Here is a 15,836-nt window from a genome sequence, read left to right as displayed (position 1 = left end):
GGCGAGCGTGACGGACACACATGAGGAATATCGGCGCAACGGTTGGTGGCGAAGCGCGACTTTCCTGGATGACCTTCGGCATAACGTGGCGGCATTTCCCGGCAAGCCCGCGCTGATCAGCCGACGGGTCGCCGACGGCCGTACCGACGTCGTCACCTACGCGGAACTGGACCGGCTGACCGACCGGATCGCCCACGGCCTGATCCGGCTGGGCGTACAGCCCGGGGATTATGTCGCGATCCAATTACCCAATCGCCGGGAGATGCTGCCCCTGACGCTGGCCTGCATCAAAGTCGGCGCGCGTATCGCGCCGCAGTTCCCCATCTACCGGCATCGCGAGCTCGACTTCATGATCCGGCTGACCGAGGCGCGCGTCTTCATCACCGTGAACCGCCTCGGTGACCTGCCGACCGCCGAGACCGCGATGACGCTCGCGAGCGAGATCCCGGCCCTGGAGCACGTCGTCGTGCTCGGCGGCGACGGCCCGGCCGGGTCCATCGGATTCGAGGAGCACCTCCTCGACCCCGAACCCGGTGACCCCGCGGACCTGGCCGGGCGCGCGCTGGGTCCGGACGATCCCTTCCTCATCCTGTTCACCTCGGGGACGACCGGAGAGCCCAAAGGCGCGCTGCACAGCCAGAACACCCTGCATGCCGCCATCCGCGGCTACGGGGACGCGTACGGCCTGGACGACAGCCTGGTCATCATGACGGCGCAGACCTCCATGCACTATGTGGGCCTGGTGATGACGTACCTGCAGGCGTTGATGCTGGGCGGCACCGCGGTCACGGCCGACATCTGGAACCCCGGCGTCTACCTCGACCTCATGGCAGAGCACGGCGTCACGATGTATTACGGCACGCCGCCCTTCGCCCGGGAGATCAGCGAGGAGCAGAAGGCCAACCCGCGGAAGATCCCCACTCTGCGGATCTTCGTGTCCGGCTCGGCGCCCGTCCCGCCGCACCTGGTGGAGCAGGTGAGCGAGATCCTCGGAGTACGGGTGTACGCGCTGTGGGGCATGACCGAGAACGGCGGCGTCACCATGACCCGGCCCGAAGACCCGCCGGAGCGGGCGGGCGAGAGTGACGGCACCGTCGTCACCGGCATGCAGGTGCGCATCGTCGACGAGGAGAACCAGCCGGTCCCGGCCGGCGAGATCGGCGCGCTGCAGGTACGCGGCGCGGCCCAATGCCTCGGCTACTACCGGCGCGAGGAGATCTACGCCAACTCGCTCACGCCGGACGGCTGGTTCGACACCGGCGACCTGGCCCGGGACGACGGGTACGGCGGCGTGCGCATCTCCGGCCGGACCAAGGACGTCATCATCGCCAACATGTGCCTCAAGCTGCCGGTGAGCGACATCGAGGCGCTGCTGGGCAGGCACCCCGCCGTCCGCGACATCGCGCTCATCGGCATTCCGGATCCGAAGCTGATCGAGCTGGTGTGCGCCGTCGTGACACCGTCCGGCGAACCGCCCACGCTGGAGGATCTGCGGACGTACCTCAAGGACGCCGGCGTGAACAGCTGGTTCTGGCCCGAACGCCTCGAAGTCGTCGAGGCCATGCCACGGACCGTCACGGGCAAGATCCGAAAGGTCGAGCTCCGCGAGCAGTACGGCGCGGCGTCCAGCTGAGGTGCGCGGATCCCGGGCGCTCCCCCTGGCGGTGCTGTGCGGGAGCGCCTTTCTCGGTGCGATCGACGTACAGCTGGCCAACATCGCCTTCCCCGACATGCTCCGCAGCTTTCCGAGCAGCGGGCTGCCCGAACTCTCGTGGGTGTTCAACGGCTACGCGATCACGTTCACGGCGGCGCTGCTGCCGGCGGGCGGCCTGGCGGACCGGTTCGGCTATCGGCGGGTGTTCCTCGCCGGGCTGACGGTGTTCGTGGTCGGCGCCGCCCTGTGCGCGGTCGCCCCCTCGGCGGGCATCCTGATCGCGGCCAGGGTGGTGCAGGGCGTGGGCGGTGGCGTGATCACCCCGCTGACGCTCGCGCTGATCCTGCCGTACTATCCGCCGGAACGGCGCGGCACGGCGATCGGCCTGTGGAGCGCGACGCAGTCGGTGGCGACCGCCTCCGGGCCGTCGCTCGGCGGTCTGCTGGTCGCCGCCTGGGACTGGCGTACGGTGTTCTTCCTCCACCTGCCGGTCGGGCTCGTCGTGCTGTTCGGCGCGTGGCGGACCCTGGCACGGACGCCGCCGTCCACCCCGTCACGGATGCCGGACCTCATCGGTCTGTTCCTGCTGGTGGCGGCCATCGGCCTGCCCTCGCTGGCCATCGTGCAGAGTGACGCGTGGGGGCCGGGCAGTCCGGGTACGATCCTCGCCCTCGTCGCCGGTGTCATCGTCGGCGTGCTCTTCGTCCGGCGGTCGCGCTCCCACCCCGCTCCCATCGTGGACCTGAAGATCCTTCGGGCACGGGGCACCCAGCGGGCCAACCTCGCGATGTTCCTCCTCGGGCTGGTGATGTTCGCCCTTCCGCTGGCCAACATCCTGTTCCTCACCAAGATCTGGGGATATTCGGAGGCTCAGGCGGGGCTCGCCGTCACTCCCGGCGCGGTCGTACAGGTGCTCACCGCACCGCTCGCCGGGCGACTGGCGGCCAAGACCGGGCACCGCAGGCTGGCGTTGGGCGGGGTGGTGCTGCTCTCGCTCGCCACCGGCTACCTTGCGGTCGCGGCCGGGGGCGGTCAGGCGTACCTCGCGGTGGTCCTGCCCGCGGTCGTCGCCACCGGGATGGGCGTCGCCGTGCTGGTCAACGCGCTCAGCGGTGCCGCCGTCGCCGAGATTCCGCCCGCCCGGCTGGCCACCGGCACCGCCATGTCCGTCACCTCGCGCGCCTGTGGGGCGGTCATCGGCGTCTCCGCGCTCGTACTGGTGCTGTCGGGGGATCGCCTCGGCTCGACCGCCGCGTACCACGGTGTCTGGGCGACCATGCTCGGGCTCTGCGCCCTCATCGCCGTCGCCGCCTCGGGGCTGCGCAGCCCCGAGGCACCCGCCACGGCGGACGCCGGTCGGCGCGAACCCGGCTCGAAGACGCCGTGACGGACGCCGTCCCTCAGGCGGGCGGCGTCCCTCAGGCGCTGTCCCTCAGGTGCTGGTCCTCAGGTGCCGGTCCTCAGGCGGGGACGACCTCGAAGCGGCGGTTGGTGAGGCTGGGGTTCTTGGCGCGTACGGTCTTCACCCGCTCCGCGCCGATGACCGCGGACGCCACTCCCGGAGCCTCGCCCGCCGAGGCCGCTATCTGGCCCATCGGGTCCACGACGGCGCTGTGGCCGGTGCAGGTCGGGCCGGTCTGCCCGCAGGCGATGACGTAGGCGGTGTTCTCGATCGCGCGGGCGCGGGCCAGCGTGATCCAGTGGTCCTCCTTGGCGGGCCCGGCGACCCACGCGGCGGGTACGACGAGCGCCTCGGCCCCGGCGTCGACCAGGAACCGGGCCATCTCGGGGAAGCGGAGGTCGTAGCAGGTCATGACGCCGAAGGTCAGGTCGCCCAGGGTGAAGATCAGCGGCTCGGGCTTGTGCGCCTGGACCCGGTCGGACTCGCGGTAGCCGAAGGCGTCGTAGAGGTGGACCTTGCGGTAGACGCCCACGAGGTCACCACCGGAGTCCACGGCGATCACGGTGTTACTGGGCTTACCGAACCCTCCAGCCGACGCCTCGGTCGCGCCAGGCCCTCCGGTCTGCCCCTCAGCCATGCCGGACCCTCCCGCCGGTGCCTCGGTCATGCCGGCGACGACGGCGATGCCGTGCTTCTTGGCCAGCGCGCGGATCGTGGTCGCGAAGGGGCCGTCAAGGGGTTCGGTCTCCGAGACGATGTCGGCTGTGACGTCCGAGTTGGAGTACATGGCGTTCTCCGGCAGGACGATGAGCTGGGAGCCCTGGGCCGCCGCCTGCTCGATCAGTGCGGTGGCCGCTTCCAGGTTGGCGGACTTGTCGGTGGTGGCGCCGAACTGGCCGACGGTGACGAGCATGCTGTGTCTCCTAACGATTGCGGGTGAGTTCGCGGGTCTGGTCGAGAGCGGCCCGGAAACCGGCCATGATGGCGCCGTGCTCCATGGTCAGGACGAGTTGGTCGGCGCCGTTCGCCAGCGCGAACGCCTTCTCCTCCGCCGACCACGCGGGCAGCACCCAGGGCTTGCCGGCGGCGCGGGCCGCGTCCGCCACGATCTTGAGGTCGGCGAAGTCGCCTTCCGACCGGCTGTAGGCGCCGCGCTCCCGGCGCAGGGACAGGTCACTGGGGCCGACGAAGACGCCGTCGACCGTGGGGAGCGCGAGGATGTCGGCGATCTGCTCCAGCGCACCGGCGTCCTCGATCATGGGGTAGACGCGGGTCTCGCGGTCCTGCCGGGCGGTCCACTCGTCGTCGAAGCCGCCATAGCGCGTCGTACGGCCGCCCGCGAAACTCCGGTCACCCAGCGGCGGGAACTTCCCGAACGCGCAGATGGCGGCCGCGTGCGCGACGCCCTCGATGTGGGGCACGACGACGGCGGTGGCGCCGAAGTCGAGGGCCTGCTGGATCGGGCCCCGCTCCGGCCCCAGGACCTTGGCCAGCACCTCCAGGTCGAGAGCGCGCAGGAACGGGATATAGCGTTCCAGATCGGCCAGATCGAACGAGCCGTGTTCGATGTCGAGGACCACCGCCCCGTAACCCAGGTCCGCCACGATCTCGGCCGCGGCGAAGCTCGGACCGGACAGCCAGGCGGCGTATCTCCGGTCTTGCTGGTCCTGCAATGGATACTCCTAACAGAAACTGGTATACGCTGTGTATACACATGAACATGGGGGGTGGCATGGATTGGGAACCGGACAGGGTCCCGGCGACGACGGCCGGTGAGCGTGCTTACCGGTGGACGAGGGAGGCGATCCTCGGCGGCCGGTTTCCTGAGGGTTCCTTCCTGGAGGAGAAGCTGGTCTGCGACGAGGCCGGCGTGTCGCGGACTCCCGTCCGGGAGGCGTTCCACCGTCTGGCGGCCGAGAAGTACATCGACCTGCAGCCCAGGCGCGGCGCCCAGGTGCGGAGCGTCACGGCCGGCGAGCTGTTCGAGACCTACGAGATGCGGCAGGTGCTCGAGATCCACGGTTTCCGGATCCTGTGCGAGACGAAGACCGACATCCCGGCGGGCCTGTCCGCGCACCTGGACCTGATGGAGGAGCCCTCGACGCTGGCGCGGTGCCGGGCCGGCGACCGCGACGCGATCGCCGAGCACGCGAAGATGGATTTCTTCTTCCACTATTCGTTTGTGAAGGCGACCGGCAACACCGTCCTGACCGACCTGTTCACCAGCCTCCAGCCGCGCCACCAGCGGATCGGGGTCAGCGCGATCTCGCTGCGGCCCAACCGGCTGGCGGTCATCGGCCCGGAGCACCGCGCCCTGCTCGCGGCGCTGACCGAGCACGACTTCGAGGCCGCCGAACGTACGCTGCGCAACCATCTGCGCCCCGACGAGTCGGTGGTCTCCCGCCTGAAGTGAACACCCGATAGACAGCTCGATCACTTCGCCATGGCCCGCCACAGCTCGCGGCGCTCGGCCTGCTCGGCGGGATCGGGCACCGGCGCCGCCGCGACGAGCCGCTTGGTGTAGTCGGTCCGCGGCTGGTTCAGCACCTCACGAGCCGGGCCGTGCTCGACCAGCCGCCCGTGCTGCAGAACGGCGACGTCGTGCGCGAGCAGTTCGACGACGCCGAGGTCGTGGCTGATGAACAGGCAGGAGAAGCCGAGCCGGTCCTGCAGCTCCTGGAACAACCGCAGGACGGTGGCCTGCACCGAAACGTCGAGCGCCGAGGTGGGCTCGTCGGCGATGAGCAACTCGGGCTCCAGCGCCAGCGCGCGGGCGATCCCGACGCGCTGCCGCTGACCGCCCGACAGCTCATGCGGAAACCGGTCGGCCCAGCTCTTGGGCAGCTCCACCTGCTCCAGCAGGTCCAGCACCCGCTCGCGTACGGCGGCGCGACCGGCGTACCGATTGATGATCATCGGTGCCGCGATCGAGTCGCCGATCGACCGGCGCGGGTCGAGCGAGGAGCCCGGATCCTGGAAGACCATTGAGTACGTCCGGCGGAAGTCGCGCAGTTGCCCGGCCTTGAGCCCCGTCACCTCGCGCCCGCAGATCTCGATCGCGCCCGCCGAGGCCCGCGCCAGCCCGACGATCGCCCGGCCGATCGTGGACTTGCCCGAGCCGGACTCCCCCACGAGACCGAGGACCTTCCCCTTCTCGATGGCGAAGCTGACGCCGTGCACCGCTTTGAAGCCTTTGCGACCGAGCCGGCCCGGGTACTCGACCTCGAGATCGGTGACCCGCAGCGTCATGCCATCAGCGGGCTCGGCCGGGGCGCGGGCCGGTTCCGCCTGCCCGCGCCGGGGTACCGCGGCCAGCAGCTTGCGGGTGTACTCGTGGCGGGGGTCGGCGAACAGCCGGGCGACCGGCGCCTCCTCCACGACCTCGCCCTGCTTCATCACCACGACCCGGTCGGCCAGGTCGGCGACCACTCCCATGTCGTGGGTGATGACGATGACCGCCGAGCCGAGGTCCTTCTGCAGGCGGCGCAGGAGCTCCAGGATCTCCGCCTGCACGGTGACGTCGAGGGCGGTGGTCGGCTCGTCGGCGATGATGACCTCCGGCGAGCCGGAGATCGCCATGGCGATCATCGCGCGCTGCCGCTGACCGCCGGACAGCTGGTGCGGGTAGCTGTCGATCCGCGACTCCGGCTCCGGGATGCCGACCTTGCGCAGCAGTTCCAGAGTCCGCGAGCGGGCCTCGGCGACGGGCAGGCGCTCGTGGCACTGGATCGCCTCGATGATCTGCTCGCCGATGGTGTAGACGGGGTTCAGCGCGGTCATCGGCTCCTGGAAGATCATCGCGATCCGCTTGCCCCGGATGGCGCGCAGCGGCTCCTCGCCGAGGCCGATCAGCTCGGTGTCGCCGAACCGGATGCTCCCGCGGCGCCGCGCGTTCGGCGCCAGCAGCCCGAGCACCGACATCGAGCTGACGGACTTGCCCGAGCCGGACTCCCCGACCAGCGCCACCACCTCGCCCTTGGCGACCGAGAAGCTGACGTCTTTCACCGCCGTGGTCCACTCGCCCGCGATCTGGAAGTCCACCGAGAGCTGCTCGACCGAGAGGATCGTGTCGGTTGTCATGTGTCTCCCCAAATGCTCATGCAGGGCTACTCGGCTTTGGTGTTGCGGTCGTACTCCTGGATGGCATTGGTGTTGCGGTCGTACTCCTGGATGTAGGCGGAGCAGAAACCGATGACCCGCTCGATCCAGATCTCGCCGATCTTGGCGTCGCCGAGGCTCACGTCGCCGGTGCAGCCGGTCTCGCTCACCTCGGAGAAGTCCCAGAAGACGGTCCCGCGTACGGTCTGGCCGGGGATCGCCGTCTCGAGGTAGCTCGTCGGCGTCCAGCCGCTGCCGGACGCCAGGCCGCCCGGGACGGCCAGCTCACTGCGCACCTGCTCGGGGAACATCGCGAGCATCGCGGAGTGCTCGGGCTCGGCGCCGTGTCCGTACGCCGTGGTGGGGTCCTCGTACACGTCGCGCATGAGCGCGTAGCCGAGCTGCCACGGGTACAGGTGCCCGATCAGCACGCCGAGGTCGCGGCGCGCGTCGAGGGCGGCGCCGGTGACGGGCCCGACGTTGCCGCCGTTGTTGTCGACGATGATGATGCGCCGGAATCCGGACTGGACCAGCGCCTCGATGATCTCGTACGTGACGTTGCGCAGGGTCGCCTGGCTCAAGGAGAGGTTGCCGTTGTAGCCGCGGAAGGTGCCGGAGTGCCCGTAGTGGAGGGCCGGGGCGACATAGCACCCGTTCTCCGCCGCCAGCTTGTCGGCGACCCATTCGGCCACGATGGAGTCCTCGTGGATGGGCAGGTGCGGGCCGTGCTGCTCGACGGCGCCGATCGGCAGCAGGATGATCGGGTCCCGTTCCGCCAGCTCCTTGACCTGGGTCCAGGAGAGCTCACCGAGCCTGTGGGTGGAAGGGAGGGTCATGTGGTGGTTCCTTTCGGTTGGTGCCACGACTCGGTTGGTGCCACGACTCAGCTGGTGCCACGGCGGCGCGGGTCGAGCAGGTCGCGCAGGCCGTCCCCGAACACGTTGAGGGCGAGGACGACGAGGATGATGAGCACGGACGGGTAGATCAGCAGCGTCGGCTGGACCTCCAGGAAGTCGCGTCCCGAGCCGACCATCGTGCCCAGCGAGGGCAGCGGCGGCTGCGCGCCGAGGCCGAGGAAGCTCAGTCCGGCCTCCATCTGGATGGCGAAGCTGACCGACAGGCTGAGCTGGACGATGATGGGCGCGGCCACGTTCGGCAGGATCGTCCCGGCCAGGATGCCGGCCGGTTTCGCGCCCATGATCTTCGAGGCTTCGACGTACTCCAGGTTCCTGATGGACAGCACCTGGGTGTACACGATCCTGGTGAATCTCGGGATGTACAGGACGCCGATCACCAGGACGACGTTCACCAGGGCCGGTCCCAGGATCGCCACCACCGCGATGGCCAGCACGATCGGGGGGAAGCTCAGCAGGACGTCGATGCCGCGCATGATGATCGTCGAGACCCAGCGGCCGACGTACCCGGCCACGAGTCCGAGCGCGACGCCGATGACCGCCGCCACCAGGACCGCCGACAGGGCCACCCCGAGGGAGACCCGCAGCCCGATGAGCAGGCGGGACAGCACGTCGCGGCCGAAGTCGTCGATGCCCAGCGCCGCGCCGGAGGTCAGCGGCTTGCCGACGATGTCGCGGTAGTCGTACGGCGCGAGGAACGGGGCGAACACCGCGACCAGCGCGACCAGCAGCAGGAAGGCGCCCGCGACGGACGTCCTGCGGTTGGCCAGCAGCCGCCGCAGGAAGGTCTTCCTGTCGGCGCTCGTGATCGCCGGTGCGCCTGACAGCACAGTGGCCATGATCAGTTGTCCTCCGCCCGGGGGTCGAGTGCCCTGACGACCAGGTCTCCGACCAGGTTGACCAGGATGACGATGGTGGCCGCGGCGAGGACGACGGCCTGGATGACGGGGTAGTCGCGCTGCCCCACGGCGTTCATGAGCAGGGAGCTCATCCCCGGCCAGCCGAAGATGGTCTCCACCAGGACCGTGCTGCCGATCAGCGTCGTCAGCTCCACCGTCGTCACGGAGACCACGGACAGCATCGCCGTACGCAGGGCGTGCCGGTTGATGACGCGTTTCTCCACCAGCCCCTTGGCGCGGGCCGTACGGACATAGTCGGCGTTGAGGGTCTCCAGCATGGACGCCCTGGTCATCCGGGTGACCACGGCGCACGAGGCCGCCGTCAGCGTGACCACCGGCAGGATGAGGATGTGCAGGTGCGTGAGGGGATCTTCGAACGGTGAGGCGAAGCGCGCCGGCGGCAGGATCGGGATGAGGATGGCGAACACCAGCAGCAGCAGTGTGCCGACCACGAAGACGGGCAGGGAGATCCCGAAGATGGACCCGGCGACCAGCACGTGGTCCGACGGCTTGTCGGCGCGGGTGGCGGCCATCCGGCCTAGGACGATGCCGACCACCAGCGAGACGGCCAGCGCGATCAGGACCAGTTCCAGCGAGTTGCCGATGCGGGAGGGCAGGTCCTGCATCACCGGGCGCCCGCTGATCAGCGAGGTGCCGAGATCGCCCTGGAACAGCCGCGCCCAGAAGCCGATGAACTGCCCGAAGAAGGGTTCGTCGAGGTGCATCGCCAGCCGCGTCTGGGCGATCTGCTGCTCGGTGGCCGCCTCGCCCAGCACCGCCTTGGCGGGATCGCCCGGGATGAGGCGTACCAAGAAGAAGACGATGGTGCCGACGAGGAGCAACTGCAGGATCGCCTGCGCGAACCGCTTGGCCAGGAATCGCCTCACGCCGTCTTCTCCATCCAGGTCCGGCGCAGGGCCGTGGCGGTCCAGGCGCCCTTCGGCGGGTGCTCGTATCCCTTGACGTAGGTGTAGTGAGCCTCGCCCTGCTCGCGGCGGACGGTGTAGGTCATCGGAACCAGCTCCAGCGCCCGCTTCTCGATGTCGAGGTAGATCTCGTCGCGCAGGCTCTGCTCCGAGGTCTTGCGCCCCTGGGCGAGCAGCTCGTCGATCTTGTCGTCCGCGAAGTCGAGGTACTTGGCGAAGGTGCCCGTACTGCCGATGAAGTCGCCCAGCGACGCGGGGTCGCCGAACTTCGGCGCCGTCCCCCAGGAGTGGACGGGGAAGACCTTGTCGGTCACGCTGGCCCGGAAGGTCAGCCATTCCTGCTGCGTGAGGTTCACGTTCAGGCCGGCCGCGCGCAGGCCCGGCAGCATCGCCTGGGCGGGCCGGGCGATGACCGAGTAGGAGCTGGTGGTGACCACCGGCAGGGTCAAGCCCTCTTGCCCGGCCTGTTTCAGCAGGAACCTCGCCTGTTCAGGGTCGTACGGCATGGTCCCGTCGAGCCCGCGCGCGTACGGAGCGAACGTCTCCGACATCAGGGCCCCGTCCATCGGCCTGCCGTGCCCGAGCAGCGCGGTGTCCAGAACCGACTGCCGGTTGATCGACATGGCGATCGCCCTGCGGACCCGCACGTCATCGAAGGGCCGCTTGCTGGTCACGAACCCGACGAAGCCGAAGCCGAAGGTCTTGTCCGAGGCGAACCGCAGCCGGGGGTTCTCGGAGATGACGCCGACGTGGGTGGCCGGGACATAGTCGATCATGTCCACGGTCGCCGTGCGCAGGGCCATCACGCGGGCGTAGTCGTCGCTCATCGGCTGGAAGACGATGCCGTTGAGGTACGGCAGGCCGGACTCGAAGTAGTGCTCGAACCGGACGAAGGTGGTGCTCACTCCGGGTATGCGCTCCACGAACCGGAACGGGCCGGTGCCCATGACCTGCGTCTTGGTGTTCGCCCCCGCCTCGATCCACTTCTTGGAGACGATGTTGGTGGTGGGCGCGGCCAGCGCGAACGGGAAGGCCACGTCGGGCTGCTTCAGGGTGAAGGCCACGGTCGTGGCGTCGGGCGCCTCGACGGAGGTGACCTGCGTGAGCAGCGGGCCCGACGCCGCCGCGGTCTCCTTGTCCATCATGCGGCGGAAGGAGAAGACCACGTCCTCGGCCGTCATCGGGGAGCCGTCGTGGAAGGTGACCCCTGAGCGGAGCTTGACCTTGTAGGTCAGCTCGTCCGCCCAGCCGAACTCGGTCGCGAGGTCCCCGACGATCTCTCCGGCGCCGCTGTACTGCACCAGCCCGTTGTAGGCGAGTTGCCGCAGGTAGTCGGAGGCGCTGCCGGTGCTGAGATGCGGGTCGAGGTTGGCCGGGTCCGTGGAGAGACCGAAGTACAGGATTCCGCCCCGGCTCGGGCCACCGTTACCGGCGCGGACCACCTGCATGGATTCGGGCAAGGTCGTGGGATTGCCGCAGGCCGCCAGGGTGGTGGTACCCAGCGCGGCGGCACTGCCTGCGAGAAAGGTCCGCCTGCTGATTACTGCCATGACATCTCCACCTCGTCGGCGCTTGGAGGATGCATCAGGTATGGCCCAGGTATACATGGCGTTTACCTCAAGGGTCAACGGGTTGCGGGCTAGCCGAATGTGCGGTAGGAGCTGGGCGAAAACCGATCTTCAGAAAGGCCCGGATCGCCGATGCACTCGCCCATTCCCCGCCCGGAGTACCCTCGGCCCGCCCTGATGCGTACGGACTGGCTGAACCTGAACGGCGAGTGGCAGTTCGAGATCGACGCCGGCGACTCCGGCCTCGAACGCGGACTGGTCGAACGCGAGCTGTCGGGCCGGATCACCGTCCCCTTCGCCCCGGAGAGCGAGCTGTCCGGCATCGCGAACGTCGACTTCATGGAGTCGGTCTGGTATCGACGGACGGTCCGCGTTCCCGAGGCATGGGCCGGTCGCACCGTGCTGCTGCACTTCGGCGCCGTCGACCATGACGCGACCGTCTGGGTCAACGGGCACGAGGTCGTCCGGCATCGAGGTGGTTTCACCCCGTTCACGGCCGATCTCACCGGCGTGGCCGCGCCCAGCGAGGACGCCGTGATCGTGGTCCGGGCCCGCGACAGCCGCCACAGCCTGCAGGCACGCGGCAAGCAGTCGAGGGAGTACGCCAACGCGGGCTGCCTCTACACCAGGACGACGGGGATCTGGCAGACGGTGTGGCTGGAGCCGGTCGGCGGTGTACACGCCCGCGAAGTGCGGGTCGTGCCCCAGCTGGCGTCGGCCGGCTTCGACGTCACCGTCCTGCTGCCGGCCAACCGGCCCGGCCATCGTGTCCGGCTCCGGCTCACCGAGACCTACGATCACGACACGAACGGTCCGGCCGGCGCCGTCCTGGCCGAGGCGGAGGTGCGCGCCGATCTCGACCTCTCCCCCAGGCTCACCCTGCGGCTGCCGGAAGGCTCGGTCAGGACGTGGTCTCCGTCGGATCCGCACCTGTACGGGCTGAGTGTCCAGATTCTCGACGCGGCCGGGGTCGTGGTCGACGAGGTCAGGTCGTACGCGGGGCTGCGCTCGGTCTCGATCGACGGGAACCGGTTACTGCTGAACGGCCTGCCGGCGTTCCAGCGGCTCGTACTCGACCAGGGATATTGGCCGCAGTCACTGATGACGGCCCCGAGCGACCGCGCGCTCGCCCACGACATCGAACTGGGCATCGCGGCGGGTTTCAACGGGGCCCGGCTGCACCAGAAGGTGTTCGAGGAGCGATACCTCTACCATGCGGATCGGCTGGGCTATCTGGTCTGGGGAGAGTTCGGCGACTGGGGTGTCGACACCTCCGGACCGGCCGGGGACAACCAGCGACCGACGGCCTCGATGGTGACGCAGTGGCTCGAAGCCGTGCGCCGCGACCTGAGCCATCCGTCGATCGTCGGCTGGTGCCCGCTGAACGAGACCTCGCAGATCCTGACGGACCGGATCACCCAGCTCGACGACGTGACACGGGCGATGTGGCTGGCCACGAAGCTCGCCGACCCGACGCGCCCCGTCCTGGACGTGTCGGGTTACGCGCACCGCGTCGCGGAGACCGATGTGGTGGACTCGCACGACTATGAGCAGGATCCGGCGGTCTTCGCCGCGAACCACGCCGGCCTCGCCTCCGGGCGGCCGTTCATGAACACGAGCCCGGATGGCCCGATGTCCGCTGCCTATCGGGGGCAGCCGTACTTCGTCAGTGAGTTCGGCGGCATCTGGTGGGTCGCGGGCACCGACGAGGGTGGCGATGCGCTTGACCGGTCGTGGGGGTATGGGGTTCGTCCGGCCGGGGAGGAAGAGTTCTACGTACGGTTCGGCGGCCTTGTCAGCACATTGCTCGATAATCCGGACATGTTCGGCTATTGCTATACACAGCTCACCGATGTGTTCCAGGAGCAGAACGGCATCTATACCTTTGATCGCTCCATGAAGCTCGATGTCGAAAGGATCCGCGCGATCCAGGTGCGGCCCGCCGCCTGCGAACGGCGGTGACGCGTACACGAGGCAGCCTTGGCTGAGCGGGCGGCGTTCAGTCGGAGTAGCGCCGCTGTCTCACGCTGGCGGCCAGTGCGGCGGCCCTGGCCGCCTCTGTCGGGGTGAACGGCAGAGCGGGGCGGCTGACCAGGAGCGCCCGTTCTGGATGGACGGAAATCACCAGAGTGGTGCCGGACTCGCCGCTGTCGGCGAGGGTGTCTCCGGGGCGTCGCCACTGGACGTCCGGGGCGCGCAGCAGCTCCGCCATCGCATGGGGCAGCTGCTCCGGGTCGTCGCTGACGGCATGGGCCAGGACGAGGGCCTGGACCCCGGGGTCGACCAGGTCTTTGACGTAGGCGCGGACGATGACGATGTCGAGCCCGCCGGCCTTCTCGACCGCCGACCGCAGGTCCTCCTCGCTCAGCTGCGTAGGCGCCTCGACGACGAACTCGTCCAGGGCGTCGCAGCCGGACGGAGAGATCGCGCTGCTGCCGGTCGCGGCGATGTGCAGGGCCAGCACGTTGCAGTCCAGCCTGGCGAACGCCGTGGCCAACTCCGCCAGACGGCCCGGCCGGTCGACCACCCGCGTGCGGATGCGCCACAACTTCATCGGCCGGCCTCCCTCGATATCGATCACCTCAGCGGCTTGGCGCTCGGTTCCCCATCGTTTGTGGCCTTCGCGGCCCAGGCGTTTGCGGCCGGGTCGTCGGTGGGCCAGGCGTTTGTGGACGAAGGTGAACATGATGAGCCCCGCACCGAGGGTGATCAGCACCGCGGGGCCTGGGGCGGAGTGCCCCATAAGAGTGGCGAACAGGTGGGCCAGACCGACCGCGACGAAGAGCACCGCCAGTTCTACGACCTCACGCTTCCACGAGGCGGCGGCCTGCTCAGGAGTGTGCGCCCGATCTACGTCTTTCGCATCGCTCATGCGGGCAGGATGGCAGTCCGCTGTTTCGCAACCACGCGACGTGCGGTTTCACCGACATTAACCCTCGCCAGGAGCGGCCGGGCTCGCGACACATGCCCTCAATGCGACGAGCCGGGGCCCGCACCTCTTCAGGTGCGAACCCCGGCTCGTCGTGCGTGACCAGCGTCAGGCGGGAACGATGTTCTCGGCCTGCGGGCCCTTCTGGCCCTGCGTGATGTCGAAGCTGACCTTCTGGCCTTCCTGCAGCTCGCGGAAGCCCTGGGCAGCGATGTTGGAGTAGTGGGCGAAGACGTCAGCGCCGCCGCCGTCCTGCTCGATGAAGCCGAAGCCCTTTTCAGAGTTGAACCACTTCACGGTGCCAGTCGCCATGTCGATCTCCTTTAGGATAGGCGAAATAGACAGAACCCGCAGGTCACGGGCCCCACGTCGCCGAAATGACCCATCCGGAAATGACCGGCAAACAAAATGCGCCTGAGGGCTACGTCCCGTCAGGCGCACACAAAGTTCATTTGGGTACCAGAACTGCAACTGAGACCAGCCTACCATGGCCGCCACGCCGACGTGTCGGCCCCGCGTCGGCGTGCCGCTCACGATCGGCGAGGCGCCGGGGGCGGAGAGTGGGGACAGCGGGAGCGAGACCCCCGACCCACCGGTGCGAGCGGGTCAGGGCTTCCTGGCGATGCCGCCGTACATGAGGCGCTGGCCGACACTGAGCTCCTCGGGGACGGTGTCCTCGGGACGCCACAGGGGCAGCGGGACGACGCCGGGCTCGACCAGCTCGTACCCGTCGAAGAACGAGGTGATCTCCTCGGGAGTCCGGAAGCGGCCGGTGCCGAGCAGCGCGAGGAACTTCTTCTCCGCGTCACGCGCGTCCTGGGTGGCGGAGCAGAAATGGGTGATGAAGAGGTAGCTGCCGGACGGGACCGCGGCCATGTACTCCTCGACGATGCCCTTCGGGTCCTCGCCGTCGTGCAGGTGGTGCAGGATGCCGACCAGCATCACGCCTACCGGCTGGTCCAGGTCGATGAGCCGCTGGACCGTCTCGTCGGCCAGGATCGACTTCGGCTCACGCAGGTCGGACGTGACCACCCCGGTCCGGTCGTTCTCGGCCAGGATCGCCCGTCCGTGGGCCAGCACCATCGGGTCGTTGTCGACATAGACCACGTGCGCGTCCGGGTTGGCCCGCTGCGCGACGTGATGCGTGTTCTCCACCGTCGGCAAACCGGAGCCGAGATCGATGAATTGCGTGATGCCGCGCTCGACGAGAAAGCGCACGCCCCGGCCGAGGATCTCCCTGTTGTACGTCGCCACATCGTAGATCTCTGGGACGACTTTCACGATCTCGGCGACGAACGCGCGATCGACCTCGAAGTTGTCCTTGCCGTTGAGCACGACGTCATAGGCCCTGGCGATGCTGGGCCGGGTGGTGTCAATGCCATTTGCCCATAAGTCCGACTTTTCGGTCACGGTGGACTCCTCGCGAGATCGGGAACAGTCGAAATG

The 15,836-nt window shown here is 68.8% G+C and carries 14 protein-coding genes; 4 read left to right on the top strand and 10 right to left on the bottom strand.

Annotation, left to right across the window (positions count from 1 at the left end):
- Positions 1 to 7: 7 nt before the first annotated feature.
- Positions 8 to 1,633 (top strand): AMP-binding protein, encoded by a 1,626-nt coding sequence (locus ACGFJ2_RS03665; protein ID WP_393464277.1) that lies wholly within the window; start codon positions 8 to 10, stop codon positions 1,631 to 1,633.
- 1 nt (position 1,634) lies between these two features.
- Positions 1,635 to 3,041, top strand: coding sequence for a DHA2 family efflux MFS transporter permease subunit (locus tag ACGFJ2_RS03660; protein WP_393464274.1), 1,407 nt, complete (start codon positions 1,635 to 1,637; stop codon positions 3,039 to 3,041).
- A 73-nt stretch (positions 3,042 to 3,114) separates the two neighbouring features.
- On the opposite strand, the gene ACGFJ2_RS03655 is transcribed toward ACGFJ2_RS03660, so the two are convergent.
- Complete coding sequence (locus ACGFJ2_RS03655) at positions 3,115 to 3,969, bottom strand: carbon-nitrogen hydrolase family protein (protein WP_357951295.1); 855 nt, start codon at positions 3,967 to 3,969, stop codon at positions 3,115 to 3,117.
- 10 nt (positions 3,970 to 3,979) lie between these two features.
- Entirely contained in the window at positions 3,980 to 4,729 is a 750-nt protein-coding gene (locus ACGFJ2_RS03650) for an aldolase/citrate lyase family protein (protein ID WP_357951294.1), read from the bottom strand.
- A 59-nt stretch (positions 4,730 to 4,788) separates the two neighbouring features.
- On the opposite strand from ACGFJ2_RS03650, the gene ACGFJ2_RS03645 reads away from it, so the two are divergent.
- The gene (locus ACGFJ2_RS03645; protein ID WP_357951292.1) at positions 4,789 to 5,469 is read left to right on the top strand and encodes a GntR family transcriptional regulator; all 681 of its coding nucleotides are present in this window, start codon (positions 4,789 to 4,791) and stop codon (positions 5,467 to 5,469) included.
- 20 nt (positions 5,470 to 5,489) lie between these two features.
- Here the strand turns inward: ACGFJ2_RS03645 and ACGFJ2_RS03640 are convergent, their stop codons facing one another.
- From ACGFJ2_RS03640 to ACGFJ2_RS03620, 5 genes are read right to left on the bottom strand one after another with little or no spacing between them, the layout of a single operon-like run.
- Positions 5,490 to 7,136, bottom strand: a complete 1,647-nt coding sequence (locus ACGFJ2_RS03640) for an ABC transporter ATP-binding protein (protein WP_357951290.1) — start codon at positions 7,134 to 7,136, stop codon at positions 5,490 to 5,492.
- A 26-nt stretch (positions 7,137 to 7,162) separates the two neighbouring features.
- Positions 7,163 to 7,990 carry a creatininase family protein gene (locus tag ACGFJ2_RS03635; protein ID WP_393464269.1) on the bottom strand — a complete coding sequence of 276 codons (828 nt, stop codon included), beginning with the start codon at positions 7,988 to 7,990 and terminating at the stop codon, positions 7,163 to 7,165.
- 47 nt (positions 7,991 to 8,037) lie between these two features.
- A complete protein-coding gene (locus ACGFJ2_RS03630) occupies positions 8,038 to 8,907 on the bottom strand; it encodes an ABC transporter permease (RefSeq protein ID WP_357951287.1) in 870 nt (289 codons plus the stop codon).
- 2 nt (positions 8,908 to 8,909) lie between these two features.
- Positions 8,910 to 9,854 carry an ABC transporter permease gene (locus tag ACGFJ2_RS03625; protein ID WP_357951285.1) on the bottom strand — a complete coding sequence of 315 codons (945 nt, stop codon included), beginning with the start codon at positions 9,852 to 9,854 and terminating at the stop codon, positions 8,910 to 8,912.
- Positions 9,851 to 11,443 carry an ABC transporter substrate-binding protein gene (locus tag ACGFJ2_RS03620; protein ID WP_393464266.1) on the bottom strand — a complete coding sequence of 531 codons (1,593 nt, stop codon included), beginning with the start codon at positions 11,441 to 11,443 and terminating at the stop codon, positions 9,851 to 9,853. Before ACGFJ2_RS03620 ends, ACGFJ2_RS03625 begins: the two co-directional genes overlap by 4 nt.
- Positions 11,444 to 11,638: 195 nt before the next feature.
- Between ACGFJ2_RS03620 and ACGFJ2_RS03615 the strand changes: the two genes are divergently transcribed.
- On the top strand, positions 11,639 to 13,423 hold the full coding sequence (locus tag ACGFJ2_RS03615; RefSeq protein WP_393464263.1) for a glycoside hydrolase family 2 protein: 1,785 nt from the start codon (positions 11,639 to 11,641) through the stop codon (positions 13,421 to 13,423).
- Positions 13,424 to 13,460: 37 nt separating this feature from the next.
- Here ACGFJ2_RS03615 and ACGFJ2_RS03610 read toward each other — a convergent pair whose 3' ends face one another.
- From ACGFJ2_RS03610 to ACGFJ2_RS03600, 3 genes are all read right to left on the bottom strand, one after another.
- Positions 13,461 to 14,333 carry an ACT domain-containing protein gene (locus ACGFJ2_RS03610; protein ID WP_357951281.1) on the bottom strand — a complete coding sequence of 291 codons (873 nt, stop codon included), beginning with the start codon at positions 14,331 to 14,333 and terminating at the stop codon, positions 13,461 to 13,463.
- Positions 14,334 to 14,498: 165 nt separating this feature from the next.
- On the bottom strand, positions 14,499 to 14,702 hold the full coding sequence (locus ACGFJ2_RS03605) for a cold-shock protein (RefSeq protein ID WP_086663560.1): 204 nt from the start codon (positions 14,700 to 14,702) through the stop codon (positions 14,499 to 14,501).
- 294 nt (positions 14,703 to 14,996) lie between these two features.
- Complete coding sequence (locus ACGFJ2_RS03600) at positions 14,997 to 15,800, bottom strand: SAM-dependent methyltransferase (RefSeq protein WP_393464259.1); 804 nt, start codon at positions 15,798 to 15,800, stop codon at positions 14,997 to 14,999.
- Positions 15,801 to 15,836: the final 36 nt, after the last annotated feature.

The organism is Nonomuraea sp. NPDC049028, from assembly GCF_043197735.1.
In the GTDB taxonomy this organism is placed as follows: Bacteria; Actinomycetota; Actinomycetes; order Streptosporangiales; family Streptosporangiaceae; genus Nonomuraea.
The sequence above is the reverse complement of the archived record's forward strand: the minus strand, read 5'-3'. Positions and strand labels throughout refer to the sequence as shown.